The organism is Kribbella jiaozuonensis (assembly GCF_005233875.1).
Classification (GTDB): Bacteria; Actinomycetota; Actinomycetes; order Propionibacteriales; family Kribbellaceae; genus Kribbella; species Kribbella jiaozuonensis.
In genome coordinates this window covers 1,499,522-1,519,020 of sequence record NZ_SZPZ01000001.1, presented here as the reverse complement: position 1 = coordinate 1,519,020, position 19,499 = coordinate 1,499,522, and the positions used below count along the sequence as shown (strand labels likewise).

The following is a 19,499-nucleotide window of genomic DNA, read 5'->3' as shown; positions in this document are numbered from 1 at the left end:
TTCCCAGACCGCTGCACACCTCATGGAGCCTCTTATGTACCCGATCACCTACATCACCGACTGTCATGACGGCAACGCCCGGGCCAGACTCAGCACCCGGATCGGCGCCCTGTTCGGCCAGTCGCCGATCATCGTCGCCGCCGACGGACCCGATCCGGAGTCGTTCGCCGCACTGACCCTGCTTGACTGCCTGCTCGCGACCGAGTCCCTGGGCGAGGACGGCCACCCGACCATCACCCTGCTCAACATCGCACCCCGCGACGGCGTCTGGCCGAACGGCGTACCGTTCTGCTTCTTCTGGTACGGCAAGCACCTCGTCGCCAGCACCTTCAGCGCCCGCGCTCTCTCCTTGATACGCCGGGAGCTCGGCATCGACCACCTCTACGTGACGGATATCCGCGCGGCCGTGACCGCGGCCGGGTTCGCACCGGACGAGATCGACAAGATCGCCGGCACCCAGTTCCGCAGCCTCTGGTACCTGCCGCTGCTGGCGAAATGGGTCGCCGACGAGCGCGCCGTACCCGCGGTCGAGACCGCCATCCCCGAGACCCTCGACGACGACCCGCTCGTTGCCGTCGTCGATAACTTCGGCAACTGCAAACTCGACCGCGACCTCGGCCTCACCCCCGGCGACATCGTGACTGTTGCCCAGGGCAAGGACGTGACCTGCTACCCGCACCTGACCGCCGTACCGCGGAACACGCCGGGCATCATCCAGGGCAGCTCCGGCACCGGCTTCACCGAGCTGGTGATCCGCGGCGGTTCGGCCGCGGCTGCCTTCGGCCTGCGGCCAGGTGACCCGTTGTCCGTGCAGGTGGCTGAGAGGGTGGCCTGACTACGGTTCGAGCCGGAGCCCGCCGAGCTGGTCGAAGGCGCGGTCCATCGTCTCGAGGTACTTCGGGAGCGGGCCGTCGACCTCCAGCTGCTGGTACGTCGCCATCACGACGCCGACGACCGCACCGGCCCAGGCGCGGACGGCGATGTCGTCAGGGGCCCGGCCGGTGCGTTCTGCTGCGAGGGAGGCCAGCAGGTCGATGCCCTCGTACAGCTGGTCGAGCATCCGCACGCGCAGTTCGGGAGCATGCATGACGAGGTGCTGGCGTTCGGACTCCAGCGCCCACTCCTCCTCGCTCAGGGTGTCGAGGCTCTGCTTGATCGAGGCGCGAAGGGCGTCGGTCGGAGACATCTCAGCAGGCTGGTTGCGGAACAGTTCGATCATCACCGGGTCGAGCCGGTCGAGGACGATCGTGTCCTCCTTGGTCGGGAAGTACCGGAAGAACGTCGCGGGCGACACCTCGGCCGCGGCGGCGATCTCCTGGACGGTCGTCTCGGCGTACCCCTGGTCCCGGAACAACCGCAGCGCGTGCTCCTGGATCGCCGCGCGCGTCTTGGCCTTCTTCCGTTCCCGCAACCCGCTCATGCATTGATTGTGACAACTTGTTCGTCCGCGACGCGGGTCCGACGTGGCAGGAACCCGAGCGCGAGCCCGATCGAGACCACCGCGAGCCCAGCGCACACCCACAGCGTCACGTCCATGCCGTTCACGAACGCCGCCTGCGCCGAGCGCGTCAGCCCGGGCGAGCCGATCGCGATCGCGGCCGACGCACTGTCGCGGGCCACGTCCGCAGCTGCGGGCGGCAGACCGCTGACATCCAGATGACTCCGGTACGCCGCATTGAGCACCGTCCCGAGGATCGCCACTCCGAGCGTGCCGCCGACCTGACGGGACGCCTGGATCAGCGCGGACCCGGATCCACTCCGCTCGATCGGCAATGCCGCGAGCGCCAACCCGTTCATCGGCGGCAACGTGAACCCGATGCTCACCCCGACCAGACTCACCCAGATCGCCGTGAATCCGTAGCCGTCGCCGACCTTCGTGAACGCCCCGATCACCAACCCGGCCAGCATCAACGAGAACCCGATCACCACCGTCACCCGAGCCCCGGCCCGCTCGAGCAGCCGCTCCGCCACCTTCGCGCCGACCAGCATCCCGCCAATGATCGGCAGCAACCGCAGCCCGGCCTGGAACGCATCCGCACCCTGCACAGCCTGGAACAACTGCGGCAGCACGAACAACAACCCCACCAGGGCGAACGACGCCAGAGTCGCCAGCGCGGTCCCCCAGGTGAACCCCGCCGACCGGAACAGCTTCAGGTCGACCAACGGATCCGCCGTACGCCGGGCCCACGCCCAGAACGCGGTCAGCAACACCACGCCACCCGCGATCCCACCGAGCGCCCAGGCCGAACCCCACCCGTGCTCGCCCGCCGCGATGAACCCGTACGTGAGCGAGACCAGCCCGGTCGCAGTGAGGACAATCCCCGGTACGTCGATCCGCCGCGATCGGTGGCCGGCCATCGCCGGGATCAGCAGCGCAACTGCAACTAGTCCGATCGCAACTAGTGGCAGGTTGATCAGGAAGATCGAGCCCCAGCGGTAGTGGTCCAGCAGCCAGCCGCCGAGCAGCGGGCCGAGCGGGATCCCGATCGAGTTCGCCATCAGCCAGATCGTCATCGCCCGCTGCCGCTCCTCCGGCGCGAACAGCAGGTTGAGCAGCGACATCGACAGCGGGATCAGGAACGCCGAGCCGACCCCGAGCGCCGCCCGGGCCGCGATCAACTGCCCCGGCGAGTTCGCGAACGCACAGGCCGCTGACGCCAGCCCGAACACGACGAGCGCGCCGAGCATCAGCCGCTTCGGCCCGAAGCGGTCGCCGAGCAGGCCGGCCGGGAGCAGCAGCGACGCGAGCACCAGCGTGTACGCGTTCGCGAACCACTGGAGCTGACTGGTCGACGCCTGCAGATCGGTCGCGAGCGTCGGCAGCGCGACGTTCAGCACGGTCAGGTCCAGCCCGATCACGATCAGGCTGATGGACATCGCGCCCAGCGCCCACCACCGGCGCGGGTCGAGGGTCGTCGCGGTCATGACAAACACCTTTCTGAGATCAACTCTAATTTGAGAGTAGATCTCAGAATCGTGAGATGTCTAGTCCCGCTCCGCCGCCAGCCCGGTCAGCACGTGCTCCAGACTCCGCGCGAACAGCCGGTCGAACCGGTCGGCCGCGTGCGGCGTCTCGGCCTCGATCATCATCCGGCTCAGATGCGGGTAGTCGCCGCTCCCGATCACCTGCTCGGCGTACTGCTGCGACTGCTTCGTCAGCCAGTCCGCCATCGTCGAGCCCGCCTCACGCTCGGTCAGCTCCTCCAGCGCGTGACCACGCACGAAGGTCAGCAAGGTCGCCGCCTGCGTCAGCACCTCGTCGGCATCCAGGCCCGGTACGTCGACCGCGGCGTACGTCGCCTCCAGCCAGGCCAGCGTGTTCGGACCAAGGACCGGCCTGGTCGCCGGTAGGCGGACGAGCCAGGGATGGCGCAGCATCATCGCGCGTTGCGCGTGAGCGACCGCCGCCAGGTCGACCCGCCAGTCGCCGGTCGGCACCGGCGGCTCGCCGTCGCCCATCGCGCGATCGACCATCAGGTCGAAGAGCTCGTCCTTGCCGTCGACGTACCGGTAGAGCGAGGTCGTGCCGGTGCCGAGCTCGGTCGCCACACGCCGCATCGACACGGCCGCGAGCCCTTCGGCGTCCGCGACCCGGACGGCGGCCGCGGCGATCTCCTCGCGACTGTGCGCCGGCCGCGGCCCGCGGGCGGCTCGCTCCGGGCGGAGCCAGATCGGTGGTCGGTCCATGGGCAGGAGTTTACTGCGCACGCTGTTCGCAGTAGCGTTACTGCGTACAGCGTGCCCGGGTTTGGGGAGGACAACATGTATCGCAAGGGATCTGTCGTGTCGGCCGACGGCACGACCATCGGCTTCCGGCGGCTCGGGAGTGGGCCGGACGTGATCCTGCTGCACGGGTCGATGCTCGCCGCGCAGGACTTCATGCAGCTGGCCGAAGCGCTGGCCGGCGACTTCACCGTCACCGTGCCGGACCGTCGGGGGCGTGGTCTGAGCGGACCGCACGGCGCCGACTACGGGATCGACCGCGAGGTCGAGGACCTGCAGGCGTTGCTCAAGGAAGCCGGCGCTTCGCGAGTGTTCGGACTGAGTTCGGGGGCACTGATCGGCCTTCGTACGGCGCGGGTGTCGCCGGCCATCGAGAAACTCGCGCTCTACGAGCCGCCGCTGGACGTCAACGGATCGGTCCCGGTCGACTGGGTGCCGCGCTACCGCCGCGAGCTCGCCGACGGCAAGATCGCGGCAGCGCTTGTCAGCACACTCAAAGGTCTGCAGGCCGATCGGGTGTTCACCACGGTCCCGCGCTTCATCCTCGTCCCGCCGCTGAACGTCGCGCTCCGGTTCCAGCGGACGGCCAAGGGCGACGACGTACCGATCCCGGCTCTCGTCCCGACGATGGCCGGCGACATGCAGCTGATCGACGAACTCGCGGGCACGGCGAAGGACTATGCGAGCGTCGACGCCGACGTCCTGCTGCTCGCGGGCTCGCGCAGTCCGGCGTACTTCGGACGCTCGCTCGACGAGCTGACCGCCGTACTCCCCCGCTCGGCAAGGATCACCATCCCGAAGCTCGACCACTCCGGCCCGACGAACGACGGCGGCCCGGCCGAGGTCGCTCAGGCTTTACGCGCCTTCTTCGCCTGACACGATCCGTCGCAGCAGACCCCGAAACAGCTCCGGCTGCTCCAGCCACGGCGAATGCCCGGCGGCCGGTATCAACTCGAAGGCATGATCCCCGGCCAACGCACGCACAGCGGAGGCCGGCCGCGGATCGCCCTCGCCGTGGATGAACGTGACCGGGCACTCAAGGCTCGCGGCGAGGCCGAGGGCGTAGTCGTCCGGCCAGCTCCGCATGTCCGCGCTGAGCGCGCTGTTGGCGGCGAAGTTGATCGGGAGATCGACCGATGCGCTCCGATGAGCCCACTCCATCGCACGGTCGCGGTCCGCGTGATCGGTGAACCACGACAGTGTCCGGAACTCGGTCTCCTCGGCCGGTGTGCGCTTGCGCCCGGACAGCCCTTCGAGCCGAGCCCGCTGGTCCGGCGTCATGCGGCGCTCCGCCTCTGCCTGGGCCGCCGCATGCCAGTCGCCGATGCCGACGCCGTCGAGGTAGACCAGTCCAGCTGCATGATCGGCGTACGTCGCGGCGTACAGCAACGCGAGCGATGCGCCGAAGGAGTGGCCGAGGACAACGATCCGCTCATGGCCGAAGTACGCGCGGAGCTCGTCGATGTCCTGCGCGAGTCGGGCCATCGTCTGGACCTCGGACGGATCGGACCTGCCGCAGCCGCGCTGGTCGAAGCGATGGACCACGGTGAGGTCGTCGATCATCTCCGCGAGCACGGCGTAGTCGTCCCACAGCCCCGGTCCCCCGTGCAGGATGACGACCGGCGCCGCGGAGGTTGCCGTACCACTGGTTGCGGTCCACAACCGCACGCCGTCAGATGTCGAAAACGGCATGTGGGGTGGCGATCTCGACCGGACCGGAGAAGGTACGGCGGGCGTTCTCGGCCTGGGTGACGCGGTCGTACCACGGTGGGACGTGGGTGATCACGAGCCGTTTCACGCCGGCCTTCTTGGCGTGCTCACCGGCGTCGGCCGGGGTCAGGTGCAGGTCGGTCGGGTTGTGCGAATCGTTGTCCGGCAGCGCCGCCTCGGACAGCAGCACGTCGGCGCCGCGGGCGAGGTCGATCAACGCGTCGTTCGGCCCGGTGTCGCCGGTGTAGACGAGCGACTTGTTGCCGTGCTCAACGCGGATCGCGTACGCCGGAACCGGGTGCACCATCGGCGCCGTGCGGATCGTGAAAGGCCCGATGGTCTGGACTTCCTGCCAGGCATGGAAGTCCAGCTGCTCCTCCATCCCCGGATCAAGCGGCAGGTCGTAGGCGAGCGCCATCCGCTGCGCAGTACCGGGTGGGCCGTAGACGGGGATCCGCGGGATCGGCGAGCCCGGCGCGTACTTCGCCGCGACGTACAGACCGCACAGATCCATGCAGTGGTCAGGATGCAAGTGGGACAGGCCGATCGCTCCGATCTCCGGCACCGCGAGGTGCCGCTGGAGCGAACCGAGCGCACCGCTGCCGAGGTCGAGGATCAGGTTGAACCCCTCGGCAGTGACCAGATAGCTCGAGGCGGCCGAGTCCGGCCCGGGCACAGACCCGGAGCAACCGATCACGGTGAGCTTCATACTTCGAACACTACCGGCGAGTTCCGACGTTTGCAGACAGGCCCGACGCGTCGATCCGCCTGCCACACAGGCGATCCACCGCGGTCCGATGCCGCTGACAACATCCGGGTGCGACCCAGGTCACAGTTCAGCGGACCCAGGCGAACTGGTCGACGCTGGACAGCACCGGCCCGAGGAAGCGCGAGCCGATCGCCGCGAACACGTCCGGGCTGCCGGTCGTGACGAAGCGGTGCTGCGGGGCAGGCAGGTTGTCCGGGCGCAGCAGACCGGTCTTCGTCAGCACGCTGTAGACGTCCTTGGCGCACTCGTCGGCGCTGCTGACCAGGGTGACGTTGTCACCCATCACGTACGAGATCACGCCCGTGAGCAGCGGGTAGTGGGTGCAACCAAGGATCAGCGTGTCGACGCCCGCTTCGACCATCGGATCGAGGTACTCGTGCGCGGCCTCGATCAGCTCGGGCCCGGACGTCACACCGGCCTCGACGAACGGTACGAACTTCGGACACGCCTGCGTGAACAGCTCGATCTGCGGCGCCGCGGCGAAACCGTCTTCGTACGCAAGCGATTGAGCTGTTGCCCTGGTGCAGATCACGCCGACGCGCTGGTTGCGCGTCGCGGCAACCGCTCGCCGGGCCGCGGGCAGGATCACCTCGACGACCGGTACGTCGTACCGCTCGCGGGCGTCGCGCAGCATCGCGGCGCTGGCGGAGTTGCACGCGATCACGAGCATCTTCACGCCGGCCTCGACCAGGTGATCGAGACACTCCAGCGCGTACTCACGCACCTCGGCGATCGGCTTCGGACCGTACGGCTGGCGGGCGGTGTCGCCGAGATACAGGATCGGTTCGTGCGGCAACTGATCGAGAACCGCGCGGGCGACGGTGAGTCCGCCGAAGCCTGAATCGAAGATCCCCACCGGTGCGTCTGCCACGGAGGAGAGCTTATACAAGTCTGTTTCCGGGCAGTCGCGAAGGGAGCCTTACCTAACCTTGTCGAACGACACGCCGGAGTTGTCCACATCTTTACGTTATGGAATTGCCTTTTCGCGTGATGCACGCCACTCTGGAGCGATGTTTGTTCGACCGCCCCTCGTGATGCCATGAACTTGGCGCATTACACCGCGGTGGTACTGGGCACCGCACCAACTCCACAACCTGATCACGTGACCGCCGCAGGACAGGCGGCCAGTCAGGCCACGGATTCCAACACGGGCACCGCGGCAGACGTGCTGACGGCCATCGGGCCGACCGGCATGCTGTTGCTGCTCCTGATGGCGGCGTTCGCGTTGTACGTCGTCTCACTGTCCCTGCACCCGAACGCGAAATGCGGCCGATGCAAAGGTGCCGGCCGGCACCACGGCAGCATCTTCAGCTACGCCCAACGCCCCTGCAGCAGCTGCAAGGGTCGCGGGATCCAGCCCCGGCTGGGCCGCAAGCTCTTCTTCAAACAACAGTAGGCGGGTATGACCTGATCGTTTTAGATGCCCAGGGCAACTAAGGGCATCGCGTCCGGACCGGCACTCCGCCCGCCGGCCCGGCCATCAGGCCCAGAGTTGACCTTCGAGGCGGTCCTCGGCCTCGTCGATCGTGCCCTCGTAGGCACCGGTCGACAGATACTTCCAGCCGCCGTCAGCGACCACGAACGCGATGTCCGCGGTCTCGCCGTCACGCACGCACTTCGCCGCCTGACCGAGCGCGGCGTGCAGGATCGCTCCGGTCGAGATACCCGCGAAGATGCCCTCGTTGTCGAGCAGTTCACGCACCCGCCGGACGGCGTCACGCGGGCCGACCGAGAAGCGGGCGTCGATCAGCGTCTCGTCGTACAGCTCGGGGACGAAACCCTCGTCGAGGTTGCGCAGGCCGTAGACGAGTTCGCCGTACCGCGGCTCGGCGGCGACGATCTTGACCTCGGGCTTGTGCTCGCGGAAGAACCGGCCGGCGCCCATCAGCGTGCCGGTCGTGCCGAGACCCGCGACGAAATGCGTCACCGACGGCAGGTCCGTGAAGATCTCCCGCGCGGTGCCGTCGTAGTGGGCGAGCGCGTTCGACGGGTTGCCGTACTGGTACAGCATCACCCAGTCGGGGTGGTCCTCAGCGACCTGTTTGGCGACCCGGACCGCTTCGTTGGACCCACCCGCGGCCGGCGACGAGATGATCTCGACGCCCCACATCCGCAGGATCTGGCGGCGCTCCTCAGAGGTGTTCTCCGGCATCACACAGACCATCCGGTAGCCGCGCAGCTTGGCCGCCATCGCCAGCGAGATCCCGGTGTTGCCCGACGTCGGCTCGAGGATCGTGTTGCCCGGGCGGAGCCGGCCGTCCTTCTCCGCGTCCAGCAGCATCCGCAGCGCGGCCCGGTCCTTGATCGAGCCGGTCGGGTTGTGGTCCTCGAGCTTGGCCCAGAGGCGCACCTCACCCGACGGCGAGAGCTTCGGCAGCCCGACCAGCGGCGTACCTCCGACCGAATCCAGCAGGCTGTCGAAGCGCATGATCAGCCGCCGGCGACCGCGGGCAGTACGACGACGACGTCGCCGTCCTTGATCTCGGTCTTCAGGCCGCCGGTGAACCGGACGTCTTCGTCGTTCACGTAGACGTTCACGAACCGGCGCAGTTCCTCCGGCTCGCCCTCCACGATGCGCTCCTTGAGGCCCGGGTGGTTGCCGTTCACGTTGTCGATGAACTCGGCCAGGGTCGCGCCGTCGCCGTCGACCGCCTTCGCGCCACCGGTGTAGGTGCGCAGGATCGTCGGCACGCGCAGCTCGATCGCCATGTCAGTGCTCTCCTTCAGAGGTTTCTTCATAGGAACCAACCACGCGTACTTCTTCTTCCGTGACCTCGCCGTCGACGATCCGGTACGAGCGGAACTCGACCGACCCGTCGTACGCCGGGGAGTCCGCGCCGTCCCGCGTCGACACCAGCACGTAGTGCGCGCCGGGCTCCTGGGCGAGGTTGATGTCGGTGCGCGACGGGTACGCCTCGGTGGCGGTGTGCGAGTGGTAGATCACCACCGGCTCCTCGTCCCGCTCGTCGAGCTCCTTGTACAGCCGGAACAGGTCGCCGGAGTCGAACTCGTAGAACGTCGGCGACATCGCCGCGTTCAGCATCGGGAGGAACCGGGTGGCCCGGTCCGACCCCTCCGCACCCGCGACCACACCGCACGCCTCGTCCGGATGGTCCTTCCGGGCATGGGCCACGATCGCGTCGTACGTCGACTTCTCGATCACCAACACGCCTCCACGGTACGGCGAGCGCCGCACCGACCCCGCCAACCACGGAGTCGGTCCACAATGCGGACAGCGCGTTACCAGCGGTCGTGGATCTGCGGGCGGATCAGCTCGTCGTACGCATCCCGGACCGCGGCCAACTGATCGTCGGTGAGGGGCGGGATGGCGGCGGCCGAGACATTGCCGGCTACCTGTTCGGGGTTGCGGGCGCCGGGGATGACGACGGAGACGCCGGGCTGGTCGAGGATCCAGCGGAGGGCGAACTGGGCCATCGTGGTACCGGCCGGGAGCCAGGGCATCAGGCGCCGTACGGCGGCCAGGCCGGTGGCGAAGTCGACGCCGGAGAAGGTCTCGCCGACGTCGAAGGCCTCGCCGTGACGGTTGTACGTGCGGTGGTCGTCGGCCGAGAACGTAGTGTGCTCGTCGTACTTGCCGGAGAGCAGACCGCTCGCCAGCGGGACCCGGGCGATGATGCCGACGCCGGCCGCCTGCGCCGCGGGGAGCACCTCGTCGAGAGGCTTCAGACGGAACGCGTTCAGGATGATCTGCACGGACGCAACGTTCGGCCGGGCGATCGCGGTGAGGGCCTCGGCGCTGGTCTCGACGCTCACGCCGTACGCCGCGATCCGTCCCTCCTCGACCATCGAGTCGAGCGCGTCGAACACCTCGTCGTTCGAGTACACGGGCGTCGGCGGGCAGTGCAGCTGGACCAGGTCGATCGTGTCGACGCCGAGGTTCTGCCGGGAACGGTCGTTCCAGGCGCGGAAGTTGTCGAGGTTGTAGTTCTCCGGCACCTGCTCGACGCGGCGGCCCATCTTGGTGGCGACGGTCAGCCCATCGTGTGTCTTCAGCACCTGTCCGACGAGGCGCTCGCTCCGCCCATCGCCGTACACATCAGCCGTGTCGATGAACGTGACGCCGCCCTCGATCGCCGCGTGCAGCACGCCGAGCGCGTCGCTCTCGTCCACCGCGCCCCAGTCCGCGCCCAACTGCCACGCACCGAGCCCGACCACGCCCACGTCCCGACCGGTCCGTCCAAGCCTCCGCGTCTCCATGAGCGCCACCTTAAGCAGTCACGCCGACCGTCAGCTCGGTGCCCTCCACAACCTCCAGCGCGGTCGCCAGTGTCTCGCCCATGATCAGCTCACGATGCGTCTGTACGGCGGCCGCGGTCGACGGGTCCGCGGTCAGCGTCAGCCGGACCCGATCCGTCACCTCGAACCCGGCATCGCGCCGCGCCTGCTGGATCGCCCGTACGACGTCCCGCGCGACACCTTCCGCCTCCAGATCGGGTGTGATCGTCGTGTCCAGTACGACGAACCCACCGCCCGGGAGCAGCGCACTCGCCTCGTGCCCGTCCGCGAGCGTGGTCTCCAGCGTGTACTCGCCGTCCTGCAGTTCGATGCCGCCAGCAACTACTACGCCGTCGGCGGAGACCGACCAGTCGCCGGACTTCGATGCCTTGATCACCTGCTGTACGTCGCGACCGAGGCGCGGGCCGGCTGCGCGCGCGTTCACGGTCAACCGCTGTGAGACCGGCGCATCGACGGCGTCGGCGGAGGTCAGCACGACGTCGCGGACGTTGACCTCGGCGGCGATCAACGGCGCGAGATCGGCAAGGTCGGCCGCGGTCGCGACGGTCAGGGTGCGTAGCGGTTGGCGCGCCCGGATCCCGCTCGCCTTGCGGATCGAGGACGCGACCGAACACACCTCGCGGGCGCGTTCCATCCGCTCTACCAGCTCGGGGTCGTCGGGGAGTTCGCCGTACGAAGGCCAATCGGTCAGGTGCACCGAGCGTTCGCCGGTGAGGCCGCGCCAGATGTCCTCGGTGACCAGCGGAAGGAGCGGTGCCGCCGTACGGCACAGGACCTCGAGGGCGGTGTAGAGCGTGTTGATCGCGTCCTGTTCGCCGGACCAGAAGCGGTCTCGGGAGCGGCGGATGTACCAGTTGGTGAGGACCTCGGTGTAGCTCTGGACTGCGTCGCATGCGGATGCGATGTCGTAGCGATCGAGGTGGGTCTGGACGTCGGCGACACACTCGCGGAGGCTGGCGAGGAGGTAGCGGTCCAGGACATGCGGCGAGGCGGTGGACCGGGTGCCGGAGACGCCTGCGGCGTTGGCGTAGAGGGTGAAGAAGGACCAGGCGTTCCAGAGCGGGATCAGCGTCTGGCGGACGCCGTCGCGGATGGCCTGCTCGGTGACGACGAGGTTGCCGCCGCGGAGGATCGGGCTCGACATCAGGAACCAGCGCATCGCGTCCGCGCCGTCGCGATCGAACACCTCCGTGACGTCCGGGTAGTTCCGCAGCGACTTGCTCATCTTCTGCCCGTCGTTGCCGAGCACGATCCCGTGACTCAGGCACGACCGGAACGCCGGCCGGTCGAACAGCGCCGTCGACAACACGTGCAAGGTGTAGAACCAGCCGCGGGTCTGGCCGATGTACTCGACGATGAAGTCGCCCGGGAAGTGATTCTCGAACCAGTCCTGGTTCTCGAACGGGTAGTGCACCTGCGCGAAACTCATCGAGCCCGAGTCGAACCAGACGTCCAGCACATCCGGCACCCGCCGCATCGTCGACCGGCCGGTCGGGTCGTCCGGGTTGGGCCGGGTCAGCTCGTCGACGTACGGGCGATGCAGGTCGCGGACCTCGACACCGAAGTCGCGCTCCAGCTCCTCGATCGAGCCGTAGACGTCGATCCGCGGGTACGCCGGATCGTCCGACCGCCAGACCGGGATCGGCGAACCCCAGAACCGGTTGCGGCTGATCGACCAGTCGCGCGCGTTGGACAGCCACTTGCCGAACTGCCCGTGCTTGACGTGCTCCGGGACCCAGGTGATCTGTTCGTTCAACTCGACCATCCGGTCGCGGATCCGGGTCACCTCGACGAACCAGCTCGAAACCGCCTTGTAGATCAGCGGATTCCGGCACCGCCAGCAGTGCGGGTAGCTGTGCACGATGCTGTCCTCGCGGATCAACGCGCCCGCGGCACGCAGGTCGCGGATGATCGGGCGGTTGGCCTCGAAGACGTGCAGGCCTTGGTACGGCGGCACGACCGCGGTGAAGTGTGCTGCGTCGTCGACGGTCAGGACCGTGGGGATGCCGACCGCGTCGCACGCAAGCTGGTCCTCCTCGCCGTACGCCGGAGCCATGTGCACCACGCCCGTACCGTCGTCGGTGGTCACGTGGTCGGCCGCGATCACCTGGAACGCGTTCTCGGTGCCGACGAGGAAGTCGAAGAGCGGGGTGTAGTGCAGTCCGATCAGGTCTGAGCCTTTGAGGCGCCGACGCACCTCGGTGCCGAGGCCTCCGTCGTCGCCGTGCGAGCCGGCGTAGGCCGCGAGCCGCGCCTCCGCCAGGATCGTCGGCCGGCCTTCAGCGTCGTCCACGACGACGTAGTCCACGTCCGGGCCGACCGCCATCGCGAGGTTGCTCGGCAGAGTCCACGGGGTTGTGGTCCAGGCGAGCAGCCGCTCCCCCGTCTCCAGCTCGACCGCGACCGTCACCGACGGGTCCTGACGAGGCTGGTAGACGTCGTCGTCCATCCGCAGCTCGTGGTTCGACAGCGGGGTCTCGTCGTTCCAGCAGTACGGAAGGACGCGCAGCCCCTCGTACACGAGCCCCTTGTCATAAAGCGTCTTGAACGCCCAGATCACCGACTCCATGTAGTCGGGATTCAGCGTCTTGTAATCATGCTCGAAGTCCACCCACCGCGCCTGCCGCGTCACATACGACCGCCACTCATCGGTGTACTTCAGCACCGACGCCCGACAAGCATCGTTGAACTTCTCGATCCCCAGCTTCAGGATCTCCGCCTTCGTCTTCAGCCCCAGCACCCGCTGAGCCTCCAACTCAGCCGGCAACCCATGCGTATCCCACCCGAACCGCCGCTCCACCCGATACCCACGCATCGTCTGGTACCGCGGCACGACGTCCTTCACGTACCCGGTGAGCAGATGCCCGTAATGCGGCAACCCATTCGCAAACGGCGGCCCATCATAAAAAACAAACTCCTCCTCACCTTTCAGCGAGGCCCTGAACGTCCCATCCCCCTCCCAGTACGCAAGCACCCCAAGCTCAACCTCTGGAAACCCCGGCACCCCAACCCTCGGATAGCTCACCCACCGCATGCTATGCACCAAAACCCGCGAGGTCGCCAAGCCCAACCGCAAAAGCCCCCGACCCGCCGCCGGACCCGCACTCCACGCGCCAACCACCGAGCCGCCTGACCAGCACCCGCGCGCCGAAGGCGCCAAGAGGCTGTCGCCGCCGAAGGCGGTGCCCTTTAGAACACGCGAGCGCGCGTCGAAGCGCTCGACTCACCGCCGGCCCGCAGTTGACGCGCCGACCACCTCGGCGCTTAACCAGCACCCGCGCCCGCGCCGAAGGCGCCAACAAACAGCCGCCGCCGAAGGCGGTGTCCTTTCAGCACCAGAACCCCCGAGGGGCGGGCCCGAAGGTCCCACATTCACCGCCGATCCACAGTCGAACCGCCGACAACTCCCCGCCTGACCAGCACCCGCGCGCGCCGAAGGCGCCAAAAGACTGTCGCCGCCGAAGGCGGTGTCCTTTGACTCAGCGCATGTTGTGGAGGAGGGCTGACTGGAGGTAGCCGAGCCAGTCGTACAAGTCGTAGGTGAGGCGGCGGGGGTCGTCGTCGGGGAGTTTTTCCCAGGTGGTGTAGTCGTCCTCGTCCTGGATGTCGAGGCGGGTGCCGATGGCGAGGCGCAGGTCGTTCAGGGCGCGGAGCCAGGAGAGCTGCTCGTCAGGCTCGAGCGCGATCTCGTCAGCGCCCGACTCCTCCAGCGCCGACAGGACCCGCTTGGCGTCGGTGACCTTGCCCTCGCGCAACCCACGCTCCGTGAACCGCCGGAACTCCGCCGACGCCATGTCGTCGGTCTTGTACGCATCCGGCAGCAGCCGCTGCAGTACGACGTCCTCCGGCGGTGACGTCGGCCCGTCCGACTCCAGGAGCGCGGCGAGCGGGTCGCTCGACTCGGCCGAGCGCGGCGGCAGGCCGTCGTACAGGAGCTCGACCAGGTTGCGGAGCAGGTTCGCCAGAATGTCCGCCTCGTGTTCGGCGAAACTGACGACGACGGTCTTGCGGCGCTTGCGGAACCGCGTCACGACTTCTCGCAGGTGGCCCACAGGCCGTAGGAGTGCATCGCTTCCACGTCGCGTTCCATCGCTTCCCGGTTGCCGTTCGAGACCGCGGACTTGCCTTCCTGGTGCACCTGCAGCATCAGCTTCTCCGCCTTCTGCTTGGAGTAGCCGAAGTACGTCTGGAACACGAACGTGACGTAGTCCATCAGATTGACCGGATCGTTCCAGACGATGGTCATCCAGGGCGGGCTCAACTGGATCGCCTCGGTGACCTCGGGGCTCTCCAGCTCGCTCGGTGCGGTGCTCACCTGTCCATTCTCCCCATCATCGGTTCCCGTCTCGCAATAGGCTGCCCCTGTGACAGACACCGCGACCCACTCGACGGCCCTTCTCACGGACCACTACGAGCTGACGATGCTGCAGGCCAGCCTGGCCGACGGCACGGCGCAACGCCGCTCGGTCTTCGAGCTGTTCGCCCGCCGCCTGCCGGACGGCCGCCGGTACGGCGTGGTGGCCGGCGTGAACCGGCTGCTCGACGCGCTCGAGCGGTTCCGTTTCGACGAGCAGACGATCGCCTTCCTGGCCGATCGCGGCGTCGTGGACCAGGCTACCCGGGACTGGCTGGCGGACTACCGGTTCACCGGCGACATCTCCGGGTACGCCGACGGCGAGATCTTCTTCCCGGGCTCCCCGGTGCTCGTGGTCGAGTCCTCGTTCGCCGAGGCAGTGCTCCTGGAAACCGTTTTCCTCTCGATCCTCAACCACGACTCCGCCGTCGCCTCGGCCGCATCGCGGATGACCTGGTGGGCCGGTGGCAGGCCCTGCATCGAGATGGGCTCCCGGCGTACCCACGAGGAAGCCGCCGTCGCGAGCGCACTGGCGGCGTACATCGCCGGCTTCTCCACGACCTCGAACCTGGAGGCAGCCCGCCGGTTCGGCATCCCGAGCGCCGGTACGGCGGCGCACTCGTTCACCCTGCTCCACGACCGCGAGAAGGACGCCTTCCGGTCCCAGGTCGACGCGCTCGGCAAGGGCACCACGCTGCTCGTCGACACGTACGACGTCGCCGAAGCCGTCCGCACCGCGATCGAGCTGACCGGACCCGACCTGGGCGCGGTCCGGCTGGACTCGGGCGACCTCCCCTCGCTCGCCGGCCAGGTCCGCGAGCAGCTGGACTCGCTCGGCGCGCACAAGACCCGGATCATCGTGACGAGCGACCTGGACGAGTTCCAGATCGCCGCGCTCGCCCCGGCGCCGGTCGACGGGTACGGCGTGGGTACATCGCTGGTCACCGGCTCGGGGTACCCGACCTGCGGGTTCGTGTACAAGCTGGTCGCCCGCGAGGACGAGAGCGGCGCACTGGTCCCGGTCGCGAAGAAGAGCCCGGACAAGATCTCGATCGGCGGCCGCAAGTGGGCGCTGCGGCGCCGGTCGGCGGCCGGGGTCGCGGAGCTCGAGCTGATCGGGGTCGGCGAGCAGCCGGTCGACGACGGCGATGACCGGCTGCTGCTGAAGTCGCTGGTCGAGGCCGGGAAGATCGTCGGCCGGACCACGCCGCAGGAGTCGCAGGCGTTCCACCAGAAGGTCCGCGACGAGCTCCCCCGCTCCGCCAGCCAGCTGAGCCGCGGCGAGCCGGCCATCCCGACCGAGTACGAGGGCGACTACGACGCCCGCAACCCGTTCCATCCCCGGAGTCATACATGACCGAATGGTCCGCGGATGCGCCGGCCGACGAGGCGGATGTGCTGATCGCTCTGCGGTTCGCGGAGCGCGCGGCGCGGAAAGCGGTGGCGGAGGAGCTGGCCGGCAGCGGGTTGCACACCGGACAGGAGCTGGTGCTCGCGAAGCTGCTCCACCACGGTTCCCTCCCGGTCGCACGGCTCGCGAAGGTCCTCGACGTCGAAGTACCGACCGCGACCAAGACCACCCAGCGAATGGAAGCCGCAGGCCTCGTACGCCGCGTCAAGAGCGCAACCGACGCCCGCCAGGTAGGCATCGAGCTGACTGACCGCGGCATCGAGCTGGCCCACACCGTCCAGCAGATCTACGATCGCGCCGGCCGCCGCGCCCTGGAGCACCTCACCCCCGAGGACCGCCGCGTACTCCGCAACCTCCTCTGGACCATCACCGGCGCACTGGAAGGGCTTCCGTCAGCGGCCGGCTCCGAGTGATTCCGCGTCGCCGGACAACTTCTGCGCCAGCCACACCGGGACGACCGAGATCAGGATCAGCGCCGCCGCGACGACGTTGACGATCGGCGCTTGGTTCGGCCGGAACAGGTTGTTGAAGATCCAGATCGGCAGCGTCTGCAGGTTCGCGCCGGCGGTGAACGTGGTCACGACGATCTCGTCGAACGACAGCGCGAACGCGAGCAACGCCCCCGCCAGCAAGGCCGACCGGATCATCGGAAAAGTCACCAGGCGGAACGTCGTGAACCCGGACGCACCCAGATCCGCCGAGGCCTGCTCCAGGGAGACGCCGGTACGGCGCAACCGGGCGATCACGTTGTTGAACACCGTGACGATGCAGAACGTCGCATGCGCGATCACGATCGTGACGAACCCGAGCTGCCACCCGAAGATGGTCCGGAAGGCGTTGTTCAGCGCGATCCCGGTGACGATGCCCGGCAGCGCGATCGGCAGGATCACCAGCAACGACACGACGTCCCGGCCGTAGAACGCGAACCGCTGCAGCGCGAACGCGATCATCGTGCCGAGCACCAGCGCGATCACCGTCGCCGCCAGCCCGACCCGGACGCTGACCCAGAGGGCGTCCAGCGCGCCCTGGCTCTCGGCCGCCCGCCGCCACCACTCGAGCGTGAACTCGCGCGGCGGCCAGGCGAACGTGTTGCTGACGTTGAACGAGTTCACCAGCACCAGCAGCAGCGGCACGTAGATCAGCCCGAGAATGATCACGGTCAGGATCCGCAGCACGATCCGGGTCGAGCGCGACATCGTCATCAGAGGCTCTCCATCGCTCCGGTACGCCGGACCGCCGCCAGGTACAGCACCATCACGACGACCGGGATCGTCGCCACCGCGGCCGCGAACGGCAGGTTGTTGGCCGCACCCACGTTGTCGTACACAACATTGCCCAGCAACTGATTGGTGCCACCGACGATCCGGACGGCGATGTAGTCACCCAGCGTCAGGCTGAACGTGAAGATCGAACCCGCCGCCATCGCCGGTACGACGGTCGGCAGGACGATCCGCCGCAGCGTCTGCAGCGTCCGGCCGCCGAGATCGGCCGATGCCTCCAGCAACGAATCGGGCAACCGTTCGAGGCCGGCGTAGATCGGCAGGATCATGTACGGCAGCCACAGGTACGACAGCGTCACCACCGTCGCGGTCAGCCCGTACCCGGGCGACTTCAGCCCGACCGCCTCGAACGCCGACGACACCAGCCCGCCCTCGGAGAACATCCCGCGCCACGCGTACGCCTTGACCAGATAGCTGGCCCACAACGGCATCAGCACCGCCACCAGCAGGAACCGCCGCAGCCCCGGGCCGGCCACCTTCGACATGTAGACGGCGATCGGGAACGCCACCACCGCGTCGATCACGGTCACCAGGACGGCGACCGCGATCGTGCGCAACGCGATCGTCCGGTACACGTCGACGGTGAACAGCGTCTTGAAGCTGTCCAGCGTCCACACCCGCTCGATCTGTCCGGTGAACCCGTTCTGCGTCCACAACGCGGTGACGAACAACGCCGCCAGCGCCCCGAGGTACGCGACCCCGAGCCAGAGCATCGGCGGCCCGAGCAGCAACGCCAACCGGGTCCGCGGGCCACGGGCGCTCATCCCTTGATCTGTGTCCAGGCTTGGGTCCACTTGCTGTAGTCGGTGCACTTGACGTCGGTGCGGCCGTCGAGGCACTGCGCGATCGGCGTGGTCCAGTACCAGATCTTCTGGGCGTACGTCGCGTCGCCGGCGTGGTACGTCGTGCAGTGGCTCTTGTCCGCGGTCAGCGCGCAGGCCTTGCCGTTGGCGGGCGCCTCACCGAAGTACTCCGCGACCGCCGCGTTCGCCTGCGGGCTGATGATGTGGTTGAGCCACTGGTACGCGCAGTTCTTGTGCTTGGAGGTGGCGCTGACCATCCAGGTGTCCGACCATCCGGTCACGCCCTCGGTCGGCACGGTCACCTGGACCGGCACCTTCTCGCCGGTCGCGACGTTCGCGATCACCTGCCAGGTCGTCCCGACCACGGAGTTCGCGCTGGTGAACGCCTGGACCTCCTTGAGGTAGTCCGACCAGTACTCCGACACCAGCGTCTTCTGGGTCTTGAGCAGATCCACGGTCGCGGCGAACTGCTTGTCGTCCAGCGCGTACGGGTTCTTGATGCCGAGATCCGGTTTGGTCGCCATCAGGTACATCGCCGCGTCGGCGATGTAGATCGGCGAGTCGTACGCCGTCACCGTGCCCTTGTACGGCGAGTTCGCGTCGAAGACCACGCCCCACGACGTCGGGGCCGGCTTGACCTTGTCGGTCCGCCACATCAGCAGGTTCGCGCCCCAGCCGTGCGGGATGCCGTACATCTGGCCGTTCACCGAGTTCCACGGGCGGTTCTTCAGGAACGAGTAGACGCCGGCGTAGTTCGGCACCAGGTCGGTGTTCACCGGCTCGACCTGTCCGCCCGCGATCAGCCGCAGCGTCGCGTCGCCCGACGCCGACACCACGTCGTACTGCCCGGTCTTCATCAGCGTGACGGCCTCGTCGGAGGTACCGAAGGTCTTCACCGTCACCTGGCAGCCGGTCTGCTTCTCGAACGGCGTGACCCAGTCGACCTTCGGGTCGTTCGAGCCGTCCTCGGCGTACCCGGGCCAGGCCAGCACGCTGAGCTTCCCCTCCCCGGCTCCGAGCTTGTCCAGCTTCGGCAGGTCCGGTGCGGAGAATCCGGTGCTGCTGCCGGCCTTGGCGGCGGAGTCACCGCCGCCCGAGGTGCCACAGGCGGCCGCGACCAGGGCGAGCACTGCCAGGCTCACCGCTACGCTGAGTTTCTTCATCTCAAGCTCCCTGAAGGGTTCGGGGCGGA

At 68.1% G+C, this 19,499-nt stretch carries 21 protein-coding genes; 5 read left to right on the top strand and 16 right to left on the bottom strand.

Annotated elements, in window-relative coordinates; all coding sequences use genetic code 11:
- The first annotated feature begins 34 nt into the window (after positions 1-34).
- Complete coding sequence (locus FDA38_RS07310) at positions 35-835, top strand: SAM hydroxide adenosyltransferase (RefSeq protein ID WP_137253269.1); 801 nt, start codon at positions 35-37, stop codon at positions 833-835.
- Here the strand turns inward: FDA38_RS07310 and FDA38_RS07305 are convergent, their stop codons facing one another.
- From FDA38_RS07305 to FDA38_RS07295, 3 genes are read right to left on the bottom strand one after another with little or no spacing between them, the layout of a single operon-like run.
- Positions 836-1,420, bottom strand: coding sequence for an acyl-CoA-like ligand-binding transcription factor (locus FDA38_RS07305; RefSeq protein WP_137253268.1), 585 nt, complete (start codon positions 1,418-1,420; stop codon positions 836-838).
- Positions 1,417-2,925 (bottom strand): DHA2 family efflux MFS transporter permease subunit, encoded by a 1,509-nt coding sequence (locus FDA38_RS07300; protein WP_170989611.1) that lies wholly within the window; start codon positions 2,923-2,925, stop codon positions 1,417-1,419. The genes FDA38_RS07305 and FDA38_RS07300 overlap by 4 nt, the downstream gene beginning before the upstream one ends.
- A 60-nt stretch (positions 2,926-2,985) precedes the next feature.
- Positions 2,986-3,687: a TetR/AcrR family transcriptional regulator gene (locus FDA38_RS07295; RefSeq protein ID WP_137253267.1), complete on the bottom strand. Its 702-nt coding sequence runs from the start codon at positions 3,685-3,687 to the stop codon at positions 2,986-2,988.
- A gap of 75 nt (positions 3,688-3,762) precedes the next feature.
- Here FDA38_RS07295 and FDA38_RS07290 point away from each other — a divergent pair, with 75 nt between their 5' ends.
- The gene (locus FDA38_RS07290) at positions 3,763-4,599 is read left to right on the top strand and encodes an alpha/beta fold hydrolase (RefSeq protein ID WP_137253266.1); all 837 of its coding nucleotides are present in this window, start codon (positions 3,763-3,765) and stop codon (positions 4,597-4,599) included.
- Here FDA38_RS07290 and FDA38_RS07285 read toward each other — a convergent pair.
- The 3 genes from FDA38_RS07285 to murI form a co-directional block, all read right to left on the bottom strand.
- Positions 4,579-5,415, bottom strand: coding sequence for an alpha/beta fold hydrolase (locus FDA38_RS07285; RefSeq protein WP_137253265.1), 837 nt, complete (start codon positions 5,413-5,415; stop codon positions 4,579-4,581). The genes FDA38_RS07290 and FDA38_RS07285 overlap by 21 nt on opposite strands.
- Entirely contained in the window at positions 5,396-6,142 is a 747-nt protein-coding gene (locus FDA38_RS07280; protein ID WP_137253264.1) for an MBL fold metallo-hydrolase, read from the bottom strand. The genes FDA38_RS07285 and FDA38_RS07280 overlap by 20 nt, the downstream gene beginning before the upstream one ends.
- Before the next feature lie 127 nt (positions 6,143-6,269).
- A complete protein-coding gene (gene murI, locus FDA38_RS07275; RefSeq protein WP_137253263.1) occupies positions 6,270-7,073 on the bottom strand; it encodes a glutamate racemase in 804 nt (267 codons plus the stop codon).
- Positions 7,074-7,304: 231 nt separating this feature from the next.
- On the opposite strand from murI, the gene FDA38_RS07270 reads away from it, so the two are divergent.
- On the top strand, positions 7,305-7,598 hold the full coding sequence (locus FDA38_RS07270; protein WP_233714574.1) for a hypothetical protein: 294 nt from the start codon (positions 7,305-7,307) through the stop codon (positions 7,596-7,598).
- An 84-nt stretch (positions 7,599-7,682) separates the two neighbouring features.
- Here FDA38_RS07270 and FDA38_RS07265 read toward each other — a convergent pair whose 3' ends face one another.
- The 7 genes from FDA38_RS07265 to clpS all read right to left on the bottom strand — a co-directional run bounded on the left by FDA38_RS07265 (position 7,683) and on the right by clpS (position 14,774).
- A complete protein-coding gene (locus FDA38_RS07265) occupies positions 7,683-8,630 on the bottom strand; it encodes a PLP-dependent cysteine synthase family protein (protein ID WP_137253261.1) in 948 nt (315 codons plus the stop codon).
- 2 nt (positions 8,631-8,632) lie between these two features.
- Positions 8,633-8,911 (bottom strand): MoaD family protein, encoded by a 279-nt coding sequence (locus FDA38_RS07260; RefSeq protein WP_137253260.1) that lies wholly within the window; start codon positions 8,909-8,911, stop codon positions 8,633-8,635.
- A gap of 1 nt (position 8,912) precedes the next feature.
- Positions 8,913-9,371: a Mov34/MPN/PAD-1 family protein gene (locus tag FDA38_RS07255; RefSeq protein WP_137253259.1), complete on the bottom strand. Its 459-nt coding sequence runs from the start codon at positions 9,369-9,371 to the stop codon at positions 8,913-8,915.
- A gap of 71 nt (positions 9,372-9,442) precedes the next feature.
- Positions 9,443-10,420: an aldo/keto reductase gene (locus FDA38_RS07250; RefSeq protein ID WP_137253258.1), complete on the bottom strand. Its 978-nt coding sequence runs from the start codon at positions 10,418-10,420 to the stop codon at positions 9,443-9,445.
- A gap of 10 nt (positions 10,421-10,430) precedes the next feature.
- Entirely contained in the window at positions 10,431-13,493 is a 3,063-nt protein-coding gene (ileS, locus tag FDA38_RS07245; protein WP_137253257.1) for an isoleucine--tRNA ligase, read from the bottom strand.
- Positions 13,494-13,938: 445 nt separating this feature from the next.
- The gene (locus tag FDA38_RS07240; protein WP_137253256.1) at positions 13,939-14,490 is read right to left on the bottom strand and encodes a DUF2017 domain-containing protein; all 552 of its coding nucleotides are present in this window, start codon (positions 14,488-14,490) and stop codon (positions 13,939-13,941) included.
- Complete coding sequence (gene clpS / locus FDA38_RS07235) at positions 14,487-14,774, bottom strand: ATP-dependent Clp protease adapter ClpS (RefSeq protein ID WP_137253255.1); 288 nt, start codon at positions 14,772-14,774, stop codon at positions 14,487-14,489. Before clpS ends, FDA38_RS07240 begins: the two co-directional genes overlap by 4 nt.
- Positions 14,775-14,880: 106 nt before the next feature.
- Between clpS and FDA38_RS07230 the strand changes: the two genes are divergently transcribed.
- Positions 14,881-16,170 (top strand): nicotinate phosphoribosyltransferase, encoded by a 1,290-nt coding sequence (locus FDA38_RS07230; RefSeq protein WP_233714666.1) that lies wholly within the window; start codon positions 14,881-14,883, stop codon positions 16,168-16,170.
- Positions 16,167-16,637: a MarR family winged helix-turn-helix transcriptional regulator gene (locus FDA38_RS07225; RefSeq protein ID WP_137253253.1), complete on the top strand. Its 471-nt coding sequence runs from the start codon at positions 16,167-16,169 to the stop codon at positions 16,635-16,637. The genes FDA38_RS07230 and FDA38_RS07225 overlap by 4 nt, the downstream gene beginning before the upstream one ends.
- Here FDA38_RS07225 and FDA38_RS07220 read toward each other — a convergent pair.
- From FDA38_RS07220 to FDA38_RS07210, 3 genes are read right to left on the bottom strand one after another with little or no spacing between them, the layout of a single operon-like run.
- Positions 16,617-17,426 carry an ABC transporter permease gene (locus FDA38_RS07220; RefSeq protein ID WP_137253252.1) on the bottom strand — a complete coding sequence of 270 codons (810 nt, stop codon included), beginning with the start codon at positions 17,424-17,426 and terminating at the stop codon, positions 16,617-16,619. The genes FDA38_RS07225 and FDA38_RS07220 overlap by 21 nt on opposite strands.
- Positions 17,426-18,268: an ABC transporter permease gene (locus tag FDA38_RS07215; RefSeq protein WP_137253251.1), complete on the bottom strand. Its 843-nt coding sequence runs from the start codon at positions 18,266-18,268 to the stop codon at positions 17,426-17,428. The genes FDA38_RS07220 and FDA38_RS07215 overlap by 1 nt, the downstream gene beginning before the upstream one ends.
- A complete protein-coding gene (locus tag FDA38_RS07210; RefSeq protein ID WP_137253250.1) occupies positions 18,265-19,470 on the bottom strand; it encodes an ABC transporter substrate-binding protein in 1,206 nt (401 codons plus the stop codon). The genes FDA38_RS07215 and FDA38_RS07210 overlap by 4 nt, the downstream gene beginning before the upstream one ends.
- Between the last annotated feature and the right edge of the window lie 29 nt (positions 19,471-19,499).

What these genes read in the sequence shown, in the direction of transcription:
- FDA38_RS07310 (WP_137253269.1), top strand. Translation starts at nt 35, where the DNA reads ATGTACCCGATCACCTACATCACCGACTGTCATGACGGCAACGCCCGG.
- FDA38_RS07305 (WP_137253268.1), bottom strand. Translation starts at nt 1,420, where the DNA reads ATGAGCGGGTTGCGGGAACGGAAGAAGGCCAAGACGCGCGCGGCGATC.
- FDA38_RS07300 (WP_170989611.1), bottom strand. Translation starts at nt 2,925, where the DNA reads ATGACCGCGACGACCCTCGACCCGCGCCGGTGGTGGGCGCTGGGCGCG.
- FDA38_RS07295 (WP_137253267.1), bottom strand. Translation starts at nt 3,687, where the DNA reads ATGGACCGACCACCGATCTGGCTCCGCCCGGAGCGAGCCGCCCGCGGG.
- FDA38_RS07290 (WP_137253266.1), top strand. Translation starts at nt 3,763, where the DNA reads ATGTATCGCAAGGGATCTGTCGTGTCGGCCGACGGCACGACCATCGGC.
- FDA38_RS07285 (WP_137253265.1), bottom strand. Translation starts at nt 5,415, where the DNA reads ATGCCGTTTTCGACATCTGACGGCGTGCGGTTGTGGACCGCAACCAGT.
- FDA38_RS07280 (WP_137253264.1), bottom strand. Translation starts at nt 6,142, where the DNA reads ATGAAGCTCACCGTGATCGGTTGCTCCGGGTCTGTGCCCGGGCCGGAC.
- FDA38_RS07265 (WP_137253261.1), bottom strand. Translation starts at nt 8,630, where the DNA reads ATGCGCTTCGACAGCCTGCTGGATTCGGTCGGAGGTACGCCGCTGGTC.
- FDA38_RS07260 (WP_137253260.1), bottom strand. Translation starts at nt 8,911, where the DNA reads ATGGCGATCGAGCTGCGCGTGCCGACGATCCTGCGCACCTACACCGGT.
- FDA38_RS07250 (WP_137253258.1), bottom strand. Translation starts at nt 10,420, where the DNA reads ATGGAGACGCGGAGGCTTGGACGGACCGGTCGGGACGTGGGCGTGGTC.
- ileS (WP_137253257.1), bottom strand. Translation starts at nt 13,493, where the DNA reads ATGCGGTGGGTGAGCTATCCGAGGGTTGGGGTGCCGGGGTTTCCAGAG.
- FDA38_RS07230 (WP_233714666.1), top strand. Translation starts at nt 14,881, where the DNA reads ATGCTGCAGGCCAGCCTGGCCGACGGCACGGCGCAACGCCGCTCGGTC.
- FDA38_RS07225 (WP_137253253.1), top strand. Translation starts at nt 16,167, where the DNA reads ATGACCGAATGGTCCGCGGATGCGCCGGCCGACGAGGCGGATGTGCTG.
- FDA38_RS07220 (WP_137253252.1), bottom strand. Translation starts at nt 17,426, where the DNA reads ATGACGATGTCGCGCTCGACCCGGATCGTGCTGCGGATCCTGACCGTG.
- FDA38_RS07215 (WP_137253251.1), bottom strand. Translation starts at nt 18,268, where the DNA reads ATGAGCGCCCGTGGCCCGCGGACCCGGTTGGCGTTGCTGCTCGGGCCG.
- FDA38_RS07210 (WP_137253250.1), bottom strand. Translation starts at nt 19,470, where the DNA reads ATGAAGAAACTCAGCGTAGCGGTGAGCCTGGCAGTGCTCGCCCTGGTC.